A 17,499-nucleotide genomic window follows, 5' to 3' on the forward strand; every position below is an offset into this window, starting at 1 on the left:
GCCGGAACGGGGTTATGTTGTGGGTTCCGACGCCGCGCGGGGGTGGTGCGTGCTGAAATCCCTGACCGACCCGGTGACCTTGGCAGGTCCCACGGACCGCTGGCTGCAGCTGGTCGCCGCGGTGGAGCACCTGTCGGCCGCCGACACCCTGGCCGACATCATCGAAGTCGTCCGCCGCACGGCCCGCGCCATCTCCAGCGCCGACGGGATCACCTTCGTGCTGCGGGACGGCGAGCAGTGCCACTACGTGGAAGAGGACGCCGTCGGTCCGCTGTGGAAGGGCCGCAAGTTCCCGCTCACCGCCTGCATCTCCGGCTGGTGCATGCTGAACGGCAAGGTCGCGGTCATCCCCGACATCTACGTGGACGAGCGCATCCCGCACGAGGCCTATCGGCCGACCTTCGTGAAGAGCCTGGTGATGACCCCCGTGGGCGGCGCTGCGCCGTTCGCGGCGATCGGCGCCTATTGGGGCGTCTGCCGCGAGTTTGGCGAGTCCGAGCTGGCCCTGCTGGAAGCCCTGGCGCGCTCGACGGCCGCCGCCGTCACCGCCGTGCGGGCCCGCGACACCCTGCGCGAGAGCGAGGCGCGCCTGCAGCTGGCGCTGACCGCCGGGCGGCTCGGCGCCTGGGAGGCCGACTTCGACCGCGAGACGCTGGTCGCCTCGCCGCTCATCAAGGAAACCCTCGGCTATGCGCCGGACGGGCCCCTGACCCTCGCCCAGGTGATCGAGGCGATCCACCACGCCGACGGACCGCGCCTGCGCGCCGCCTTCGAGGCGGCGAGCGAGACCGGCGACGAGATCATGATCGAGTTCCGCGTCCACCGGCCCGACGGCGAGATGCGCTGGGTCGAGCTGGGTGGCCGGGCGCTCAGCGCCGGCGCGCGGCAGATGGTCGGGGTCTGCCTCGACATCACCGATCGCAAGCAGGCCAAGGGCCGCATCGAGGCCATGCAGTCGGAGCTGGCCCACATCGCCAGGCTCAACGAGCTCGGACAGATGAGCTCGGCCTTCGCCCACGAGCTGAACCAGCCGCTGTCGGCGGCGACCAACTACCTGGCCGGCGCCCGGCGGCTGCTGAACGGCGACGCGCCGGCGATCGAGCGCGCGGTCGACGCCATCACCAAGGCCGAGGCCCAGTTCGCCCGGGCCGGCGACATCATCCGGCGGATCCGCGGCTTCATCGGCAAGGGCGAGCCGACGCACGGGGCCGAGAACATCACGCACCTGATCTCGGAGGCGGCCGAGATCGCCCGGGTCAATCCCAGGCACTGGGACGTGGAGCTGCGCATCGCCGCCACCCGCGACCTGCCCGAGGTCGACGTCGACCGGGTGCAGATCCAGCAGGTGCTGCTGAACCTGATGCGCAACGCCTTCGAGGCGATGGAGGATTCGCCGCGCAAGCAGGTCTCCGTCTCCGCGCGACGCGCCGGCGCAGCGATCGAGGTTCGGGTCGCCGACACCGGACCAGGCCTCAGCCGCCAGGTGCAGGAGAAGCTGTTCCAGCCCTTCGTCACCACCAAGGCCGACGGCATGGGCGTGGGCCTTTCCATCTGCCGCAAGATCGTCGAGGGCCACGGCGGCAAGATGTGGGTCGAGGCGACGCCCGGCGGCGGCGCGACGTTCTGCTTCACCCTGCCGACCCACGTCCCCGCCGACCCCGCCTGAGCCGGCTCAGGCCTGGAGGGCCCAGGCGAACACCGCCTCCCCCGGGTCGCCGCCAAGCCGGACCGGGATCGAGCCCTGCATCAGCCAGCCGTCCGGATCGGGGAACTCAACCGTGCCGACCATGGCCAGGGCCCGAAGGCCGCGCCCCTTGGCGGTCTCCACGAGCTCGGGCGCGCAGAGGAAGGTGACGTCGGCGCCGCGCTCGGCGAGCCGGCTGACCTGCGGCAGGAAGGCTGTCTGGGCGGCGAGATCCGGCTCGCCGACGACGAGGATCGCCCGCCCGGCCGGATCCTGACCCTCCCAGGCGGGGAACGGCAGCGGCGGCGGCGGATAGACGACGAGGCGCGTGTCGAACAGCTCCCAGGCCTCGCCGAAGCGGCGCAGGGCGAGCAGGGCCAGGGCCAGCTGCCACTGCAGGCGCGGGTCCATGGCGCCCTCGGCGATGCGCATGCGAAGCAGCATCTCCGCTTCGCCCGGCCGCCCTTCGCGGCGGACCTGGATGGCGGCGTTGATGATCACGTCGGTGTCGAGGCGGCTCATGGCGCCCCTCTAGCATGCGCCGCCGCCGCACCCGCAAGACGGCGGCCGACCTCGGCCAGAGCGCCGGCCCAGTCGCCGGGGGCCGGCTGGCGCACGAGGGTCGCGGTCGGATACCAGGGCTGGGTCCAGCGCCAGTCCTGCGCCTGGGCCTGGAGGAGCACGAAGACCGGCTTGCCCATGGCGCCGGCGAGGTGGGCGACCGAGGTGTCGATGCTGACCACGGCGTCGAGGCCGGCGATGATCGCCGCGGTGTCGGCGAAGTCGGCCGCGCCGCTGTCCTCCGGATGCAGGCTGACCGCGCCCGGCAGGTCGAGCAGCCGGCGGCCAAGCTCCTCGGGGATCGAGCGGCCGGGATCGGGCAGCGCATTGCCGCGCCAGACGACGCCGACACCGCCCTGCCCTGGCGTGCGCGGCTCAGCGGACAGATAGGGGCCGGTCCAGAGCGGGCCGTCGCGCCAGCGCGGGATCGAGAGCGGCAGGGTCCAGTAGTCGTGCGGCGCGACGCTGGTCTGCGGCTCGCGGGGGACGACGCGGACGCCGAGTCCCGCGAACAGCCCGGCGATCAGGCGGGCCAGCGCCGGCACGGTGACGAGGGTCGTCTGCGCCGCCTCGAGGCGAGGAAGGAAGCGGGCGGCGAGGATCTGGTCGCCATAGCCCTGCTCGGTCCAGACGAAGAGCCGCTTGCCGGCCAGGGGCTCACCGCGCCACTCGGGGAAGGCGAGCCTGCGCGCCTCGCTCTGCAGCCGCTCGGGCCGTTCGTCGTAGAGCGCCCAGCCCCGGGCGAAGTCGCCGGCCGCCAGCAGGGCGTCGCCGTAGTTGCGGGCCAGGCCCGGGATGGCCGGCTTGGCCGAATGGGCCGCCGCGTATTCGGCGAGCGCCTCCGTGAGCCGGCCCGTGCGGCGCAGGTGGTTGGCGAGGTTGTAGCGGTGCTCGGGCGTCGCCGGCGCGCGGGCGATGGCGCGGGCGAAGGCGGCCTCCGCCTCCTCGGCCCGGCCGAGGTGCGAGAGCGCGAGGCCGAGGTTGGCCCAGGCGTTGTCGCTGTCGACCCGGGCCAGCACCTCGCGATAGCCGGCGACGGCGGCGGCGAGGTCGCCGCGCCGATGCGCCTCCAGGGCCGAACGGAAGAGCGCCTGCGTCACGGCCCGCTCCTTACCATCGTGGCCCTCCGGCGCCCAAGGCCGAGGCGCCCGCCCGGCCAAGGCGCCGCCTGACGGGCGGATCGGCGGCTTTCGCCCCTCCCCCGGCGGCGCGCGCTTGAGGGCGGCGTGCGGCGGCGCCGAGCTTTGCCTCTCGACGAAGCAAGGCCCGGGGCGCGGCCCCAGGGGACATAAGGGGATAGGCGATCGTGAGCGAAGAGACCCTCCAAGACAGCGTGACCACGGCCGAAGCTCAGACCGGCGAGAAGCGGGGCGGCTTCGGCCGCCGGGCGTTCCTGATGGGCGCGGCGGTGGCGGCCGCGGCGCCAGTGCTGAGCGAGGCCGACATGGCCTTCGCCAAGCTGCGCAGCCAGATGGGCGTGCTGCCGCCCGACGCGGTGATCATCAACGCCAACGAGAACCCGCTCGGCCCCTGCAAGGCGGCCTGCGACGCCATCGCCCAGATCGCCCCGATGGGCGGCCGCTACGACCGGGTCGGCGAAGGCGACCTGTTCGTCAAGGAATACGCCGCCATGCACGGGCTGAAGCCCGAGAACATCGCCGTCTACGCCGGCTCCTCCGAGCCGCTGCACTACACGGTGCTGGCCTTCACCGGCCCGACCCGGGGCCTCGTCTCGGCCGACCCCTCCTACGAGAGCGCGGCGGCGGCGGCCGAGGTCTCCGGCGCGCCGGTCAGGAAGGTGGCCCTGACCAAGACCTTCGCCCACGACGTCAAGGCGATGGTGGCGGCCGACCCGAGCGCCGGGCTGATCTACATCTGCAACCCCAACAACCCGACCGGCACCATCACCCCGCGCGAGGAGATCCTCTGGGCGCTGGAGAACAAGCCGAAGGGCTCGGTGCTGCTGGTCGACGAGGCCTACATCCACCTCTCCGACGAGCAGACGGTGTTCGACCAGGTGGCCGCGGGCAAGGACCTGATCGTCCTGCGCACCTTCTCCAAGATCTACGGCATGGCCGGCATCCGCTGCGGCGTCGCCGTCGGCCGGCCGGACCTCCTGGCCAAGCTCGTCCCCTACTACCAGAACGCCATGCCGATCACCGCCCTGGCGGCGGCGCGGGCCTCGATCGCCGATGCGGAGCTGATCCCGAGCCGCAAGAAGTGGCTGGCCGACACCCGCACCGACACCCTCGCCTGGCTGAAGGCCAATGGCTACAAGCCGATCGGCGAGAGCCACTCCAACTGCTTCATGATCGACACCGGCCGCGACGCCCATTCGGTGATCGCCGGCCTGCAGAAGGAAAAGGTCTACATCGGCCGCGTCTGGCCGGTGTGGCCGCAGGCGGTGCGCGTCTCGGTGGGGACGCCCGAGGACATGGCCAGGTTCAAGACCGCCTTCAAGAAGGTGATGGACGCCCCGCCGACTGTGGCCAAGGCGGACGCGCCGGCGCCGAAGGGCGTGGGCGCCGGGCGGACGTTCCTGTCCTAGGGCGCTGCGCGCCGGACCACGGAACACACGGAACGCACGGACGGCTCATTGCGAGCGGCAGCGAGCGATCTTGTCCTGCCGCGTCGGAAATCGATCGCGCCTGCGGCGCAGCCGTCCCGGCCGTTTCAGTGTGTTCCGTGCGTTCCGTGGTTCTCTTCGACTCGCGCGCCAAAGGCGCGCAGGGACAGCCATCCCTGACGCTCGGGGCCCTTGCCCCCGTTCGTGTCGTTCGTGTGGTTCGTGGCCGGCGCGAAGCGCCACCAAATCCGTGGATTCCGTGAAATCCGTGGTTCCCCTCACGAGGAGTCGGACGGAAAGGCTTTCACGGGCCAGCCCTCGGCGGGCGCCACATTGCTCCCCTCCCCGAACGGGAGGACCTCGGCGGCCGGCCTGGCCGGCGCCTCTGATGGCGGGGGCGGATCGAGGCCGATCTCCACCGCCAGGGCCGCGATCAGCGGACCGAGGTCCGCGTCCTCGAAGTCGGCGCCGCTGGTGGCAATATATTATACTAGCGGTTCTCACATACCCGCATTGCTGACCCGACTGTTCGAAGCGTGGACCGGCTTCATTCCCAGCGTGCTCCGCAGCCCCGAGAGACTTCTGCACGTGACGAACCTCGTCGCACACCTGTCGCCGCGAACACTCGAAACGCTGCCGGCTAAGTATCCGGACCTTTCGCAATTCGTCTCTGCGAACTTGGCCCCGATTCTCGGACTTGGCGTCGACATAGAGCCCGCAAGGTTGGCCCTCCTAAAGATAGAGATCGCAGACTTGGCCTCGATCGGCGGTTTCGCCGGGACTGCCCGCTTTCTCTTTGAACAGGGCCTCTACAATCTTACTCCTGGCAATTTAGAGTTTATCTTTCAAACCGTATTGGGTCTCGATGAGACCGAACTGTTGCGCACGCAAAATTACACGACAGTTCTGAAAACGGCGAACTCCGCGCTCCTTGCAAGGATTGACCGAAACTTCGAGGAATATCTCGAAGGTGTTCTCTTGAAGCTTGACACGAACTCGCAGGAGAGCGTGGCCGCAATCCTCGCTGTGATTTCGCGCGAGAAGATCGAGCTGGGCACTCTCAGCTCTTTCCTGGCAAAGCAAGCGTCCCTCCTCCCTTCCCTTGAAGGAGTGCCGACGGGGCTCCACCCAGTCGTCTTCCAACTCGCCAAGATCGAAGCGTCCTGGGCTAACTGCCTGGCCTTCATCGGCAGCGAGCACTTCGACGCGGAGAGCTTGACCGCCTACCTGAACACGAGGCCTGCGCTTGCAGCGCTGTCAACGCATCCGATCCCGGACGGCAACGACGCCCGCGGCTTACGAAAATTCTTGATTGAGGCTGACGGCCTTCAGGACGATGTATATCAGGCTTACATCAAACTTCTGCCGAAGCAATTCCAGAAATTTCCGGATAATCTCGAAGCGAGTAAATTACAGATCCTTGTCGAGGAACGGAAGATCACGTTCTCGGCTGAGAACGTGAACATCCTTGCCTCTGATCGCGATCTGCAAGTCCTGTTCGTGGCAAAGAACATCGACCTCTATCTTGCCGAACAGGACGAATTCTCCATGGATGAAGAATTCAGCGAAGAGTTACTGGGATCGAACATAGACGATAATCATAAGCTGTCGATCATCCAATCTATGGATCTCGCGACGCTCGCCAGCGAGCCTTCTCGCGCGCGGGCGGTCGGCGAGGTGCTAGTGCGCACGGGAGTGGGCGAATTGACGCTCGATGGAGCGGCTGCTCGCACGATCGTTTTGAACTCTTCGCCCATCGGCGCGCAGATTAGCTTGCTTAATATGCTCAACAGTTTGTTCGATGACAGCGCTATTCGGGATATACTTCGCCGGCTTCCCGCGCCGTTTTCAGAAATCACAACAGGCTACCACACCCCTGTCCTAGAGATGAACGAAGCGAATGATCAATTGGCGAAATGGCTGGAAGCCCGGGAGATTATCTCTTCATCGAGCAAGGGCTTCTTCGGGGATACAATTCGCATAAACCTCTTCAGACGGGAGTGGTGAGAGGCGCGACCGGCGTTCGCCGACATCAAAGAGGTGTGCACTTGGCTAGCCTAACGAGCCGCTGTTTCCGCGGCTCGGCGGAGCACTATCAGCCGTCGCCAACGAGGGCCTGCTTGCCCCCTCCACCACCCCCTCCCCCGCTGGCGCGGGGGAGGTAGGGCCTGTGCGCCACGCGCCTGCGCTCAATCGAGCTTGCACACCGGACATGCGACCTCGAAGGTGGCCAGGGTCGAGTCGCTGGAGCCCTGGACGATCAGGCCCTTGGGGCCCTTCGTCTGGGCGGGGACTTCGAGGGAGGTGAAGGGCGAGAACGGCTTCTGGACGCCGACCTTCACCGTGTCGACGATGCCGTGGGGGCCGCCGACGTCGATCTTGAGCGTGAGGCGGCTGTGGTAGGCCATGCAGGAGCTGCCGGACAGCACGTCGAACTCGATCTGCATCGTGGCGCCGGCGTTCATCCCCATGGGGCCGTAGGCGCTCGGCAGGACGCACTTGCTGTCGGTCAGGGTGACCTCGACCCAGCCGGGCGTGGCGTTGTGGATCTTCACGCCCATGGCGGCGGCGGGCGTGGCGAGGGCGGTGAGGGCCGCGGCCAGGGCGGCCGTCGGCGCGGCCTGGATGAACGTGTTTCGCATGGTGACTCCCCTCGGTGTTCGGCGAACCTTGTCGCACGAGCGGGGCGGAGCGTCACTGTGTGGGCGGCGGCGCGGGCGGTGGGGTGGCTCGCCCCCTCCACCACCCGCTCTTCGCTGCGCTCGGCGGGTGGTTCCCCTCCCCCGCTGGCGCGGGGGCGGTAGGGCGCGGGGGCGGTGGGGTTATTTGGGGCGGAAGCGTTTGGTCGCCGGGAAGCCCTTGGGGGCGAGCTTGCCGGCGGCGGCGCGGCGGCCGGCCCACTCGCGCCATTCGGGCCACTGGCGGGTGCGGCCGTCGGCGGTGGTCCAGGCGGCGCCGTCGTCGGCCTTGAAGGCCAGGGCGTCCTTCAAGCCGCCTTCGCGGTAGCTCTGGAGTTTCACGCCCTTGCCGCGGGGCATCTCGGGGAGCTCGGCGACGGGGAAGATGAGGATCTTGCCGTTGTCGCCGACGACGGCGAGCTGGTCGGCCTCGCCATTGGGGCCGCCCAGCGGCAGGCAGATCAGCGCCTGCTTGCCGTTCAGCACCTGCTTGCCGGCGCGGCGGAAGGCGATCGCCTCCTCCTCCGGCAGGATGAAGCCGTAGCCCTCCTTGCTGGCCAGGATGCGCTTGGCGCCGGGCCTGTGGACGAAGACGTCGACGATGCCGACCTTGTCGTCGAGGTCGATCATCAGGCGCAGGGGCTCGCCGTGGCCGCGCGCCGAGGGGAGCTTGTCGCAGCCGATGGTGAAGAAGCGGCCGTCGGAGGCGAAGATCAGCAGCTTGTCGGTGGTCTCGGCCGGGACCAGGAAGCCGAGCTTGTCGCCCTCCTTGAACTTGAGTTCGGAGGGGTCCTCGACCCGGCCCTTGGCGGCGCGGATCCAGCCGCGCTCGGAGAGGATGACGGTGATCGGCTCGCGCACGATCATCGCCTCGATGGCGGCCTCGGCGTCGACCTGCGGCGCCTCGGCGAAGATCGAGCGGCGGCGGTTGAGGTCGCCGAGCTGGGTCTTCACGTCCTTCAGCCCCTGCCCCACCAGCTTCCACTGGGCCTTGTCGGAGGCGAGCATGGCGTTGATGCCGTCGCGCTCCTCGCTGAGCTCGGCGTGCTCGCGGCGGATCTCCATCTCCTCGAGCCGGGCGAGCTGGCGCAGGCGGGTGTTGAGGATGGCGTCGGCCTGGATCTCCGAGAGGGCGAAGGTCTCGATCAGCTTGTCCTTCGGGTGCTCCTCGAAGCGGACGATGCGGATCACCTCGTCGAGATTGAGGTAGGCGATCATCAGGCCGTCGAGGATGTGGAGGCGGGCCTCGATCTTCTCCAGCCGGTGGCGGGCCCGGCGGACCAGGACGTCGCGGCGGTGGTCGAGGAAGGCGGTGAGGACCTGCTTGAGGTTCATCACCCCGGGCGTGCCGCGGGCGTCGAGGACGTTGAGGTTGACCGAGAAGCGGGTCTCGAGGTCGGAGAGCTTGAAGAGGCTCTCCATCAGCACCTCGGGCTCGACGTTGCGGCTCTTGGGCTCGAGGACGAGGCGCACGTCCTCGGCGCTCTCGTCGCGCACGTCGCCCAGCAGCGGCGCCTTCTTGAGCTCGATCAGCTCGGCCAGGCCCTCGACGAGGTCGGCCTTCTTCACCTGGTAGGGGATCTCGGTGATGACGATCTGGTAGGTCCCCTTGCCGAGGTCCTCCTTGTCCCACTTGGCGCGCACGCGGACCCCGCCGCGGCCGGTCTCGTAGATGTCGTGCAGCGACTTCTCCGGCTCGACGATGACGCCGCCGGTGGGGAAGTCCGGGCCCTTCACATGGGCCATCAGCTCGGCGGTGGTGGCTTCGCGCTGGTCGAGCAGATGCAGGCAGGCGTCGATCAGCTCGCCGGCGTTGTGCGGCGGGATCGAGGTGGCCATGCCGACCGCGATGCCGGTGGTGCCGTTGGCCAGCAGGTTGGGGAAGCCGGCCGGCAGGACCACGGGCTCGTCGTCGGAGCCGTCGTAGGTCGGCTTGAAGTCGACCGCGTCCTCGTCGATGCCGTCGAGGAGAAGCGTGGCGGCGGCCGTCAGCTTGGCCTCGGTGTAGCGCATGGCCGCGGCGTTATCGCCGTCGATGTTGCCGAAGTTGCCCTGGCCGTCGACCAGCGGGATGCGCTGGGCGAAGTCCTGGGCCATGCGCACGAGGGTGTCGTAGATCGCCTGGTCGCCGTGCGGGTGGTAGCCGCCCATCACCTCGCCGACCACCTTGGCGCACTTGCGGGCGGTGGCCTCGGGATTGAGGCGCATCTCGCGCATGGCGTAGAGCACGCGGCGCTGCACGGGCTTGAGGCCATCGCGCACGTCCGGCAGGGCGCGGTCGGTGATGACGCTGAGCGCATAGGCGAGGTAGCGCCGCGACAGCGCCTCGGAAAGCGGCTCGTCGATGATGCGGTCCGGTTCGGACCCTTCGGGCGGGGGCGTGTCGAGGGGCATGGTCGGGAATCAGGCTCGTTGAGGGGGTAGTCTAGAGGGCCGGCGCGGCGGGGGCGATGTGGTGGATGGAACCACGGATGTCACGGATCGGGCGCTGCGCGCCGGACCACGGAAGACACGAAAAGCACGAAAGTAGGGAACCACGGAACACACGGAACAGACGGAACGGCGTGCGCGCTGCGCCGCAGGCGCGATTCTGCCCAGGCCCTCTGGGATGATCTCGCTCGCTGCCGCTCGCAGGAAGCTGTTCCGTGTGTTCCGTGTGTTCCGTGGTCCTGGCGCGCAGCGCCTTTCGTGCTTTTCTACAGCCGCCCGGCGTCGGCGAGGCGGTCGACGAGCCAGAGCCTGGCGGGCGGCAGGGGGCGGTTGAGCGGGTTGAAGATGAAGGCCTCGAGGAAGTGGGCTGTGAGCGCAAGGCCCGCCGCCACGTCGCCGGGGGCGAGGCGCGACTGGGCCGAGAGCAGGAACGGCGGCAGGGTCAGCAGGCGGTCCTTGTAGGGCTCGCCGGCGGCCCTGGAGACCGCCCGGCCGGTGCGCGGGCTGACGTAGACGAGGTCGTCGGTGGAGCCGGTGGCGGCGCACTTGGAGAGGTCGAGGCCGAAGCCCAGCTCCTGCAGGAGGCCCGCCTCGAAGCGCACGAAGACGGCCGGCCAGATCTCCGGCACGGTCAGCGCCTGGCTGAGCGCCTGGAAGGCGAGATAGGCGCCGGGATGCGGCTCGCGCTCCGGCAGGGCGCCGGCGGCGACGGCGGCGGCGGCCGAGAGGCCGGCCAGCGCCAGGGGCTCGTCGAACAGGGCCGCGGGCCCCTCGCCCACCGGCTCGAGCTGGGCCGCGCCGAGCTGGTCGGAGGTACGGGCCCGGTAGCGGACCAGCACCGGCGCGCCGGCCTGCAGGAACGGGCGCATCTTCTTCGACGCCCCGCCGGCCACGAAGGCGGCGTGCCTGCCGTGGCGCTCGGTCAGGAGCTCGACCACCGCGCCGGTCTCGCCATGGGCGCGGGCGGCGAGCACGAAGGCGTCGTCCTCGAATTCCATCACGGCGATTGAACCACGGATCGGGGCGCTTGGCGGACCTAGTTCTTGGCCTTGGCCTCGTACGCCCTGATCTGGCCGGTCATGTCCTTGGCGAGGGCGTTGGGGATCGGGAAGGTCATGGCGTACTGGGCGATCTTCCAGCCGGCCCTGGTCTTCCTGAGCACGCCCGTGCCGCGGGTCGTGCCGTAGCTGTCGGAATCGAGCAGCTCGTCGAACCAGGCGATGCAGCCGCAGGGGATGTCGGCGATGACCACGTGGCGCGAGCGCGGCCGATAGGTCCAGCCCTGGCCCTTGGCGAACATCGGCTCGGCGTAGGCCCGGAACGCCTCGACCCCCCAGCGCTCGGCGGCGTCGGTGCCGATGAACACCGCGTCGGGGGTGAAGAGGTCGAAGTAGGCCTTGCCGTCGGCGCGGGCGGCGGCGGCGTGGAAGGCGTCGAGCACGCCCGAGACCGCCATCGGCTCGGGGATCCTCGCTGGCGGCGCGGCCAGGGCGGGCGTGGCCAGCAGCGCGAGCCCGATCCCGAGCGCGGCCCTAGACATCGAAGTCGAGCCCGAGGTGGCCGTAGAACTCCTTCTTGTCGGCCCAGGTCTCGTCGACGGCCACGTGCAGGAAGAGGTGCACCTTCTGGCCGAACAGCTCGGTGAGCTCCTCGCGGGCCTTCTGGCCGATCCATTTCAGGGTCTGGCCCTGGCGGCCGAGGACGATCGGCCGCTGGCTCTCGCGCTGGACGTAGATGGTCTGCTCGATGCGCACCGAGCCGTCCTTCTTCTCCTCGAAGCCGGTGGTCTCGACCATGGCCGCGTAGGGCAGCTCCTCGTGCAGGCGCAGATAGAGCTTCTCGCGGGTGATCTCGGCGGCCATCAGCCGGGCCGGCAGGTCGGCGGTCTGCTCCTCCGGATAGAACCAGGGGTTCTCCGGCATGCGCTGGGCGAGCGCGGCCTTGAGGTCGTCGACGCCGGAGCCGGTCTTGGCCGAGATCATGAAGACGTCGGAGTAGACGCCGGCGTCGAACAGGGTCTTCGACAGCTCGAGCAGCTTCTCGCGCTTGACCTCGTCGATCTTGTTGAGGGCGAGGACGGCGGTCTTGCCGGCCTTCTTCAGCCCCTCGACGATGGAGGCGACGTCCTCGGCCGACTTGCGGTCGGCGGCCTTGGCGCCCGGTTCGCCGGCGGCGATCTCGGCGGCGGCGTCCACCAGGTGGACGATGACGTCGGCCTCCTCGGCCCCGCCCCAGGCGGCGCGGACCATGGCCCGGTCGAGCCGGCGGCGCGGCTGGAAGATGCCGGGGGTGTCGACGAGCACGATCTGGGCCTCGCCCTGGATGGCGACGCCGCGCACCGGGAAGCGCGTGGTCTGGACCTTCTGGGTGACGATCGAGACCTTGGCCCCGACCAGGCGGTTGGTCAGGGTCGACTTGCCCGCGTTGGGCGCGCCGATGATGGCGACGAAACCGGCGCGGCTCATGTCTTCAACTCCTGGGCGTCGAGCATCCGCTGGGCGGCGAGCTTCTCGGCCTCGCGCTTGGAGCCGGCCGTCCCCTGGTGCGGCGCGACGCCGGGCAGATGCACCTCGATGGTGAACTTGGGCTCGTGCGCGGTCCCCTCCTGGCGCATCAGCCGGTAGTCCGGCAGCGGCAGGCCGCGCGCCATGGCCCATTCCTGGAGCATGGTCTTGGGATCCTTGGCGGGCGCCTCGAGGTCGGCGAAGGCCTCGCCCCAGAAGCTCATGACGAAGCGGCGCGCGGCCTCGATGCCGGCGTCGCGGTAGAGGGCTGCGATCAGCGCCTCGCAGGCGTCGCCCAGCACCCGGTCGTTGTCGCGTGCGCCGACGCGGGTGGCGCTGGCGTCGACCCGCAGGGCCGCCGCGAGCCCGGCCTCGCGCGCCGCCTTGGCGCAGGCGTGATAGTTGACCAGCCGGGCCATAAGCTTGGAGAGCTCGCCCTCGGTGGCCTCGGGAAGCTCCTCGGCGATGTGCTCGGCGACGATCAGGTTGAGCACCCGGTCGCCCAGGAACTCCAGCCGCTCGTTGTCGCGCACCTTGCGGGCGCCCTTGCCGACGCTGGCGTGGGTCAGGGCCCGCTCCAGGAGGTCCCGGTCGGCGAACTCATGGCCGATCCGCCGCTCGAGCTCCGCGACCGCCGCTTCACGCGCGTTCATGAGCGGGCGGTCATTGGAGGATGCGGAAGAACCGGCTTGGCCGGGCGTCGAGCACCCAGGTCCAGGGCTTGAAGATCGAGGCGCCGGGCTTCCAGGAGAGCAGGATGATCTGCGCCTTGCCCTCGAGGTTCTCGGCCGGGACGAAGCCCACCCCGCCCTGCGCCGGCGGCACGCGGCTGTCGGAGGAGTTGTCGCGGTTGTCGCCCATCATGAAGTAGTAGCCCTCCGGCACCACGAAGGTGTCGGTGTTGTCGAGCTCCTCGTTCGGGCCGAAGTCGTTGGTCGAGAACGACTTGCCGTCGATCTTCTCCTGGTACTTGAAGACGTCGCGCACGAAGCCGTAGCCGGAATCCTCCTTGGAGGCCCCGAGATACTGGCGCGGCACCTGGGCGCCGTTGAGGTAGAGCAGGCCCTGCTTCACCTGGATCCGGTCGCCGGGCAGGCCGATCAGGCGCTTGACGTAATCCTTGTGCGGGTCCGGCGGGTACTTGAAGACGATGATGTCGCCGCGGTGCGGCTCGCGCCCGAACACCCGGCCGTGGAACAGCGGCGGGCCGAACGGGATCGAGTAGCGCGACCAGCCGTAGGAGAACTTCGAGACGATGATGTAGTCGCCCTCGTAGAGGTTCGGCTCCATCGACGCAGACGGGATCGTGTAGGGCTGGAAGAAGATCACGCGCAGGAACAGCGCGATCAGCAGCGCATAGACGACCGTCTTGACGATCTCGACGACCTCATTGGCGGCGCCGGACTTCTGGGAGGCGGCCTGCACGTTCTCGCTCATGGATGGTCCCGAATGAGTCCGGCGCACCGGACGGGCTCGTTGCTACGCGCTGCATACGCCATGAGCAAGGCATGTGACCCGTGAACTTTGGGTCATGCCCGCTGATCAAGCGTCGCAGTCGCAGGATGACAAACGCACCGACCCGCCCCATGTAGCCCCCATGGAACGTCCTGCCCTCCCCCCGCTCCACTTTCTCCTGGCGCTGGCGGTGACCGCCGTATGGGGGGTGAATTTCGTCGTCATCAAGGCAGGCCTGCAGCATCTTCCGCCCCTCACTTTCGCGGCCCTGCGCTTCACCTTCGCCTTCCTGCCGGCCGCCTTCTTCCTGAAGCGGCCGAAAGTGAAGTGGACCAATCTCGCCGCCTACGGCCTGCTGATCGGGGTCGGCCAGTTCGGCCTGCTGTTCATCGCCATGAAGAGCCTGATCTCGCCGGGCCTCGCCTCGCTGGTGGTGCAGATGCAGGTGTTCTTCACGGTGGGCCTGGCCATGTGGCTGTCCGGCGAGCGGGTGAAGCCCTACCAGATCGCCGCCCTGCTGCTGGCCGGGGCCGGCCTCGCCTGGCTCGTGGCGCACACCAGCGCCGAGGTGAAACCGCTCGGCCTGATCCTGGTGCTCGGCGCGGCCCTCTCCTGGGCCGGCGGCAACATCGCCGCGCGCGCCAACGGCGGGGTCAACATGCTGGCCTATGTGGTCTGGGCGAGCCTCTTCTCGGCGCCGCCGCTGTTCGCCCTGGCCTTCATCATGGAAGGCTGGCCGGCGGTCAGCCACGCCATCGCCGCGGCCACGCCGATGACCTGGGCCGCGGTGCTCTGGCAGAGCGTCGGCAACACCCTCTTCGGCTACGCCGCCTGGGGCTGGCTGCTGGCGCGCCATCCGGCCGCGACCATCTCGCCCCTGTCGCTCCTGGTGCCGGTGTTCGGCATGGGCGCCAGCGCCATCCTGCTGGGCGAGGCCCTGCCGAGTTGGAAGCTGACCGCCGCCGCCCTGGTGCTGAGCGGCCTGGCGCTCAACGTGTTCTGGCCGCGGATCGCGGGGCGGTTCCGCCCCGTCCCCGCCGCTTAGTTCTGGCCGCCTGAGGGAAGGACCGCCCCGATGCCCAGCCGCGAGACCGTCGCCGCCTTCGTCGCCGACGTGCTGAGCGAGGACCACGTCGGCGCCATCGAGCGCTGGTACGCCGACGACGCCTCCATGCAGGAGAACCAGGAGCCGCCGCGCGTCGGCAAGGAGACGCTGATGGCCGGCGAGCGCCAGATGCTGGCGCGGGTGGAGAGCGTCACCACCGAGGTGATCGGCCAGCCGCTGGTGGAAGGCGACGAGGTGGCGATCCGCTGGCGCTTCGAGTTCACGCTCAAGGACGGCTCCACCATGGTGATGGAGGAAGTCGCCTGGCAGATCTGGCGCGGCGACCAGATCCTGCGCGAAACCTTCTTCTACGACCCGGCGCAGCGCAGCCGGCGGGGCTGAGCGCTCAGAGCTGAGGCTCAGATCAGGGCGCCGTCGACGGACCAGTTGTCCGGCAGGCCGGTCAGCAGGGCCTCCATCTCGCAGACGAGACCTTCCGGGCGGAAGTGGAGCTCGGCCTTGCCGCCCAGCTCGGCGGAAAGGCCGCGCTGGATGAGGCGACTGCCAAAGCCCGTGCGGGTGGGCGCGGCGACCGGCGGACCGCCCTCCTCGCGCCACACCAGGCGCAGGCGCAGCAACTCCTCCTCGATCTCCACCGTCCAGTCGATGTAGACCCTGCCGCCCGGCGCAGAGAGCGCGCCGTACTTGCCGGCGTTGGTGGCGAGCTCGTGCAGGGCGAGCGCCAGGGCGATGGCGATGCGCGGCGGCACGTAAAGGCTGGGGCCGGAGACGAGGAAGGGCCGCCCACCGTCGGCCGCCGCATAGGGCGCCGTCACGGCGTTCACCAGATCGCCGATCTCGGCGCCGCGCCAGCGCTCGTCGGTGAGCACGTCATGGGCGGCGGCGAGCGCCAGGAGGCGGGCGGTCAGGGCCTCGCGCACCTCCGGCGAGACCTCGTTGCGGCGCAGGGTCTGGGCGGCGATGCCCTGGACGGTGGCCAGCGAGTTCTTCACCCGATGGTTCAGCTCGTTGACCATCAGCCGCAGGTGCTCCTCGGTGGTCTTGCGGTGGGTGATGTCGGTGGCCGCGCCGAACCATTCGACGATCTCGCCGCGCGCGTCGAACACCGGCACGGCCCGCGAGAAGGTCCAGCCGACCGTTCCGTCGGCCCGCCGGACACGGTGCTCGAGCTGGAAGACGCTGCGGTTCTCGACGGCCGCCTGGACCGCAGCCTGGATGTGGGCGCGATCCTCGTCGGGAACATAGTCGTCCATCCAGGCCACGCTGGGGCTCTCGGTGTCGGCGAGGAAGCCGCGGCCGTCCAGCCGGCGCAGCTCGCGCCAGTCCGGGCTCATCCGGTAGACGACGTCAGAGGTGGCGTTGACGAGCGCACGCAGGCGCTGCTCGCTGGCCCGCACCCTCGCCTCGGCCCGCGCCCGCTCGGCCCGCGTCCAGGCGCGTTCGGCGAACTCCCGGATCAGCAGCTGCTCGTCCGGCCGCCAGGCGCGCGGTTCGAAGACGTGGACGCAGAGCGCCGCCCGCCAGCGCTCGCCCCGGAACAGGGGCACGCTGAGCGCCGCGCGAAGCTCGGGACCGAACGCCTCCGCCGCGCGGTCGGACGCCGCCAGCCGGTCGGCGGCGAGGTCGCGGACGGCCATGGTCCGGCCGCGGCGCATCTCGTCGATCAAGGGGGCGCCGAAGGAGTCGAGCTGATGCTCTCCGCGGAGGCCAGGCGCGCCGGGACGGGTCCACTCCTCCTCGACGCGGAAGAGTCCGCCAGGCTCGTCGATCCAGGCCCAGTGGACGCGGTCGGCGGCGAAGTGGCGGCCGAGCATCTCGGCGCTTCGCCGCAGGATCTCCCCGGCGTCGTCGAGATCGCGCAGCACGCTGTCCGCCTCGAAGAGGAAGGCCTGGCGGCGCGCGTCGAGCATGCGCTGGGTGGTCTCGGTGACGGCGCAGAACATGCCGGCGACCTTGCCCGTCTCGTCGCGAACCGGCGAATAGCTGAAGGTGAACCAGGTCTGCTCGTCGTAGCCGTGCCGGTTCATGACCAGCGGCAGGTCCTGGCGATAGGTGGCCTGGCCCGCCATGGCGGCCTCGATCAGCGGCCAGATGTCGGCCCAGATCTCCGACCAGATGTCGTGGAAGCGCGCGCCGAGCGCCGCCGGATGCTTGGCCGCCAGGATCTCGGCGTAGGCGTCGTTGTAGAGGAAGCCGAGCGCCTCGCCCCAGGCGACGAACATCGGGAACTTGGAGTTCAGCAGCAGCCCCACGACCGAGCGCAGGGACTGGGGCCACGACTCTGGGGGACCGAGCGGTGAAGCCGACCAGTCGTGACGGCGCATCAGCGCGCCGACCACCCCGCCGCCGGAGAGGAAATCCTCAGGCAGATGGTCACCGGAGCTCATTGTTCCGGAACTGGCAGGATCTGATGCGGACGAAATCACGGAGCCCCCGAAGGCACAGCAACGTGCGGCGGCGACTATTGTTCCTGGCGCCGAGCAGGGTTCGCCTTGCAATGTTATGGCAATCGGCGCAGAAGCCGCCGCCCCGGAGCTTTCTCCAGCCAAGGTTGC

At 69.5% G+C, this 17,499-nt stretch carries 15 protein-coding genes; 5 read left to right on the plus strand and 10 right to left on the minus strand.

The genetic code is table 11. The features are described from left to right. Positions 1 to 49 precede the first annotated feature (49 nt). Positions 50 to 1,666, plus strand: coding sequence for an ATP-binding protein (locus tag DJ017_RS13720; protein WP_111529244.1), 1,617 nt, complete (start codon positions 50 to 52; stop codon positions 1,664 to 1,666). 6 nt (positions 1,667 to 1,672) lie between these two features. Here DJ017_RS13720 and DJ017_RS13725 read toward each other — a convergent pair whose 3' ends face one another. Both DJ017_RS13725 and DJ017_RS13730 read right to left on the minus strand, forming a co-directional pair. After that, positions 1,673 to 2,206, minus strand: a complete 534-nt coding sequence (locus DJ017_RS13725; protein ID WP_111529245.1) for a hypothetical protein — start codon at positions 2,204 to 2,206, stop codon at positions 1,673 to 1,675. Beyond that, a complete protein-coding gene (locus DJ017_RS13730; protein ID WP_133255457.1) occupies positions 2,203 to 3,345 on the minus strand; it encodes a glycosyltransferase family 9 protein in 1,143 nt (380 codons plus the stop codon). Before DJ017_RS13730 ends, DJ017_RS13725 begins: the two co-directional genes overlap by 4 nt. Positions 3,346 to 3,551: 206 nt before the next feature. Here DJ017_RS13730 and DJ017_RS13735 point away from each other — a divergent pair, with 206 nt between their 5' ends. Beyond that, positions 3,552 to 4,793, plus strand: coding sequence for a pyridoxal phosphate-dependent aminotransferase (locus tag DJ017_RS13735; protein ID WP_227000143.1), 1,242 nt, complete (start codon positions 3,552 to 3,554; stop codon positions 4,791 to 4,793). 531 nt (positions 4,794 to 5,324) lie between these two features. Then, a complete protein-coding gene (locus tag DJ017_RS13740) occupies positions 5,325 to 6,818 on the plus strand; it encodes a hypothetical protein (RefSeq protein WP_111529247.1) in 1,494 nt (497 codons plus the stop codon). Between the two features lie 182 nt (positions 6,819 to 7,000). Here the strand turns inward: DJ017_RS13740 and DJ017_RS13745 are convergent, their stop codons facing one another. The 7 genes from DJ017_RS13745 to lepB all read right to left on the minus strand — a co-directional run bounded on the left by DJ017_RS13745 (position 7,001) and on the right by lepB (position 13,860). Further along, positions 7,001 to 7,453: a hypothetical protein gene (locus tag DJ017_RS13745; RefSeq protein ID WP_111529248.1), complete on the minus strand. Its 453-nt coding sequence runs from the start codon at positions 7,451 to 7,453 to the stop codon at positions 7,001 to 7,003. A gap of 180 nt (positions 7,454 to 7,633) precedes the next feature. Further along, positions 7,634 to 9,883: a DNA topoisomerase IV subunit A gene (gene parC / locus DJ017_RS13750; RefSeq protein WP_111529249.1), complete on the minus strand. Its 2,250-nt coding sequence runs from the start codon at positions 9,881 to 9,883 to the stop codon at positions 7,634 to 7,636. Between the two features lie 302 nt (positions 9,884 to 10,185). Then, positions 10,186 to 10,917 carry a DNA repair protein RecO gene (gene recO, locus DJ017_RS13755; protein ID WP_111529250.1) on the minus strand — a complete coding sequence of 244 codons (732 nt, stop codon included), beginning with the start codon at positions 10,915 to 10,917 and terminating at the stop codon, positions 10,186 to 10,188. 38 nt (positions 10,918 to 10,955) lie between these two features. Next, positions 10,956 to 11,459 (minus strand): nuclear transport factor 2 family protein, encoded by a 504-nt coding sequence (locus DJ017_RS13760; protein ID WP_111529251.1) that lies wholly within the window; start codon positions 11,457 to 11,459, stop codon positions 10,956 to 10,958. Further along, positions 11,452 to 12,384, minus strand: coding sequence for a GTPase Era (era, locus tag DJ017_RS13765; protein ID WP_111529252.1), 933 nt, complete (start codon positions 12,382 to 12,384; stop codon positions 11,452 to 11,454). The genes DJ017_RS13760 and era overlap by 8 nt, the downstream gene beginning before the upstream one ends. Beyond that, complete coding sequence (rnc, locus tag DJ017_RS13770; RefSeq protein ID WP_111529253.1) at positions 12,381 to 13,076, minus strand: ribonuclease III; 696 nt, start codon at positions 13,074 to 13,076, stop codon at positions 12,381 to 12,383. The genes era and rnc overlap by 4 nt, the downstream gene beginning before the upstream one ends. Positions 13,077 to 13,086: 10 nt before the next feature. Further along, a complete protein-coding gene (lepB, locus tag DJ017_RS13775; protein WP_111529254.1) occupies positions 13,087 to 13,860 on the minus strand; it encodes a signal peptidase I in 774 nt (257 codons plus the stop codon). Between the two features lie 160 nt (positions 13,861 to 14,020). On the opposite strand from lepB, the gene DJ017_RS13780 reads away from it, so the two are divergent. Both DJ017_RS13780 and DJ017_RS13785 read left to right on the plus strand, forming a co-directional pair. Then, positions 14,021 to 14,923 (plus strand): EamA family transporter, encoded by a 903-nt coding sequence (locus tag DJ017_RS13780; protein ID WP_111529255.1) that lies wholly within the window; start codon positions 14,021 to 14,023, stop codon positions 14,921 to 14,923. A 30-nt stretch (positions 14,924 to 14,953) separates the two neighbouring features. Continuing rightward, positions 14,954 to 15,325 carry a nuclear transport factor 2 family protein gene (locus DJ017_RS13785; protein ID WP_111529256.1) on the plus strand — a complete coding sequence of 124 codons (372 nt, stop codon included), beginning with the start codon at positions 14,954 to 14,956 and terminating at the stop codon, positions 15,323 to 15,325. 17 nt (positions 15,326 to 15,342) lie between these two features. Here DJ017_RS13785 and DJ017_RS13790 read toward each other — a convergent pair whose 3' ends face one another. Next, positions 15,343 to 17,331: an HWE histidine kinase domain-containing protein gene (locus DJ017_RS13790; RefSeq protein WP_111529257.1), complete on the minus strand. Its 1,989-nt coding sequence runs from the start codon at positions 17,329 to 17,331 to the stop codon at positions 15,343 to 15,345. Positions 17,332 to 17,499: the final 168 nt, after the last annotated feature.

This window comes from Phenylobacterium soli (genome assembly GCF_003254475.1).
GTDB classification, from domain to species: Bacteria; Pseudomonadota; Alphaproteobacteria; order Caulobacterales; family Caulobacteraceae; genus Phenylobacterium; species Phenylobacterium soli.

Excerpts from the sequence above, each read along its gene's own strand:
- DJ017_RS13725 (WP_111529245.1), bottom strand. The coding sequence starts at position 2,206 with ATGAGCCGCCTCGACACCGACGTGATCATCAACGCCGCCATCCAGGTC.
- DJ017_RS13745 (WP_111529248.1), bottom strand. The coding sequence starts at position 7,453 with ATGCGAAACACGTTCATCCAGGCCGCGCCGACGGCCGCCCTGGCCGCG.
- parC (WP_111529249.1), bottom strand. The coding sequence starts at position 9,883 with ATGCCCCTCGACACGCCCCCGCCCGAAGGGTCCGAACCGGACCGCATC.
- recO (WP_111529250.1), bottom strand. The coding sequence starts at position 10,917 with ATGGAATTCGAGGACGACGCCTTCGTGCTCGCCGCCCGCGCCCATGGC.
- DJ017_RS13760 (WP_111529251.1), bottom strand. The coding sequence starts at position 11,459 with ATGTCTAGGGCCGCGCTCGGGATCGGGCTCGCGCTGCTGGCCACGCCC.
- era (WP_111529252.1), bottom strand. The coding sequence starts at position 12,384 with ATGAGCCGCGCCGGTTTCGTCGCCATCATCGGCGCGCCCAACGCGGGC.
- rnc (WP_111529253.1), bottom strand. The coding sequence starts at position 13,076 with ATGAACGCGCGTGAAGCGGCGGTCGCGGAGCTCGAGCGGCGGATCGGC.
- lepB (WP_111529254.1), bottom strand. The coding sequence starts at position 13,860 with ATGAGCGAGAACGTGCAGGCCGCCTCCCAGAAGTCCGGCGCCGCCAAT.
- DJ017_RS13780 (WP_111529255.1), top strand. The coding sequence starts at position 14,021 with ATGGAACGTCCTGCCCTCCCCCCGCTCCACTTTCTCCTGGCGCTGGCG.
- DJ017_RS13785 (WP_111529256.1), top strand. The coding sequence starts at position 14,954 with ATGCCCAGCCGCGAGACCGTCGCCGCCTTCGTCGCCGACGTGCTGAGC.
- DJ017_RS13790 (WP_111529257.1), bottom strand. The coding sequence starts at position 17,331 with ATGAGCTCCGGTGACCATCTGCCTGAGGATTTCCTCTCCGGCGGCGGG.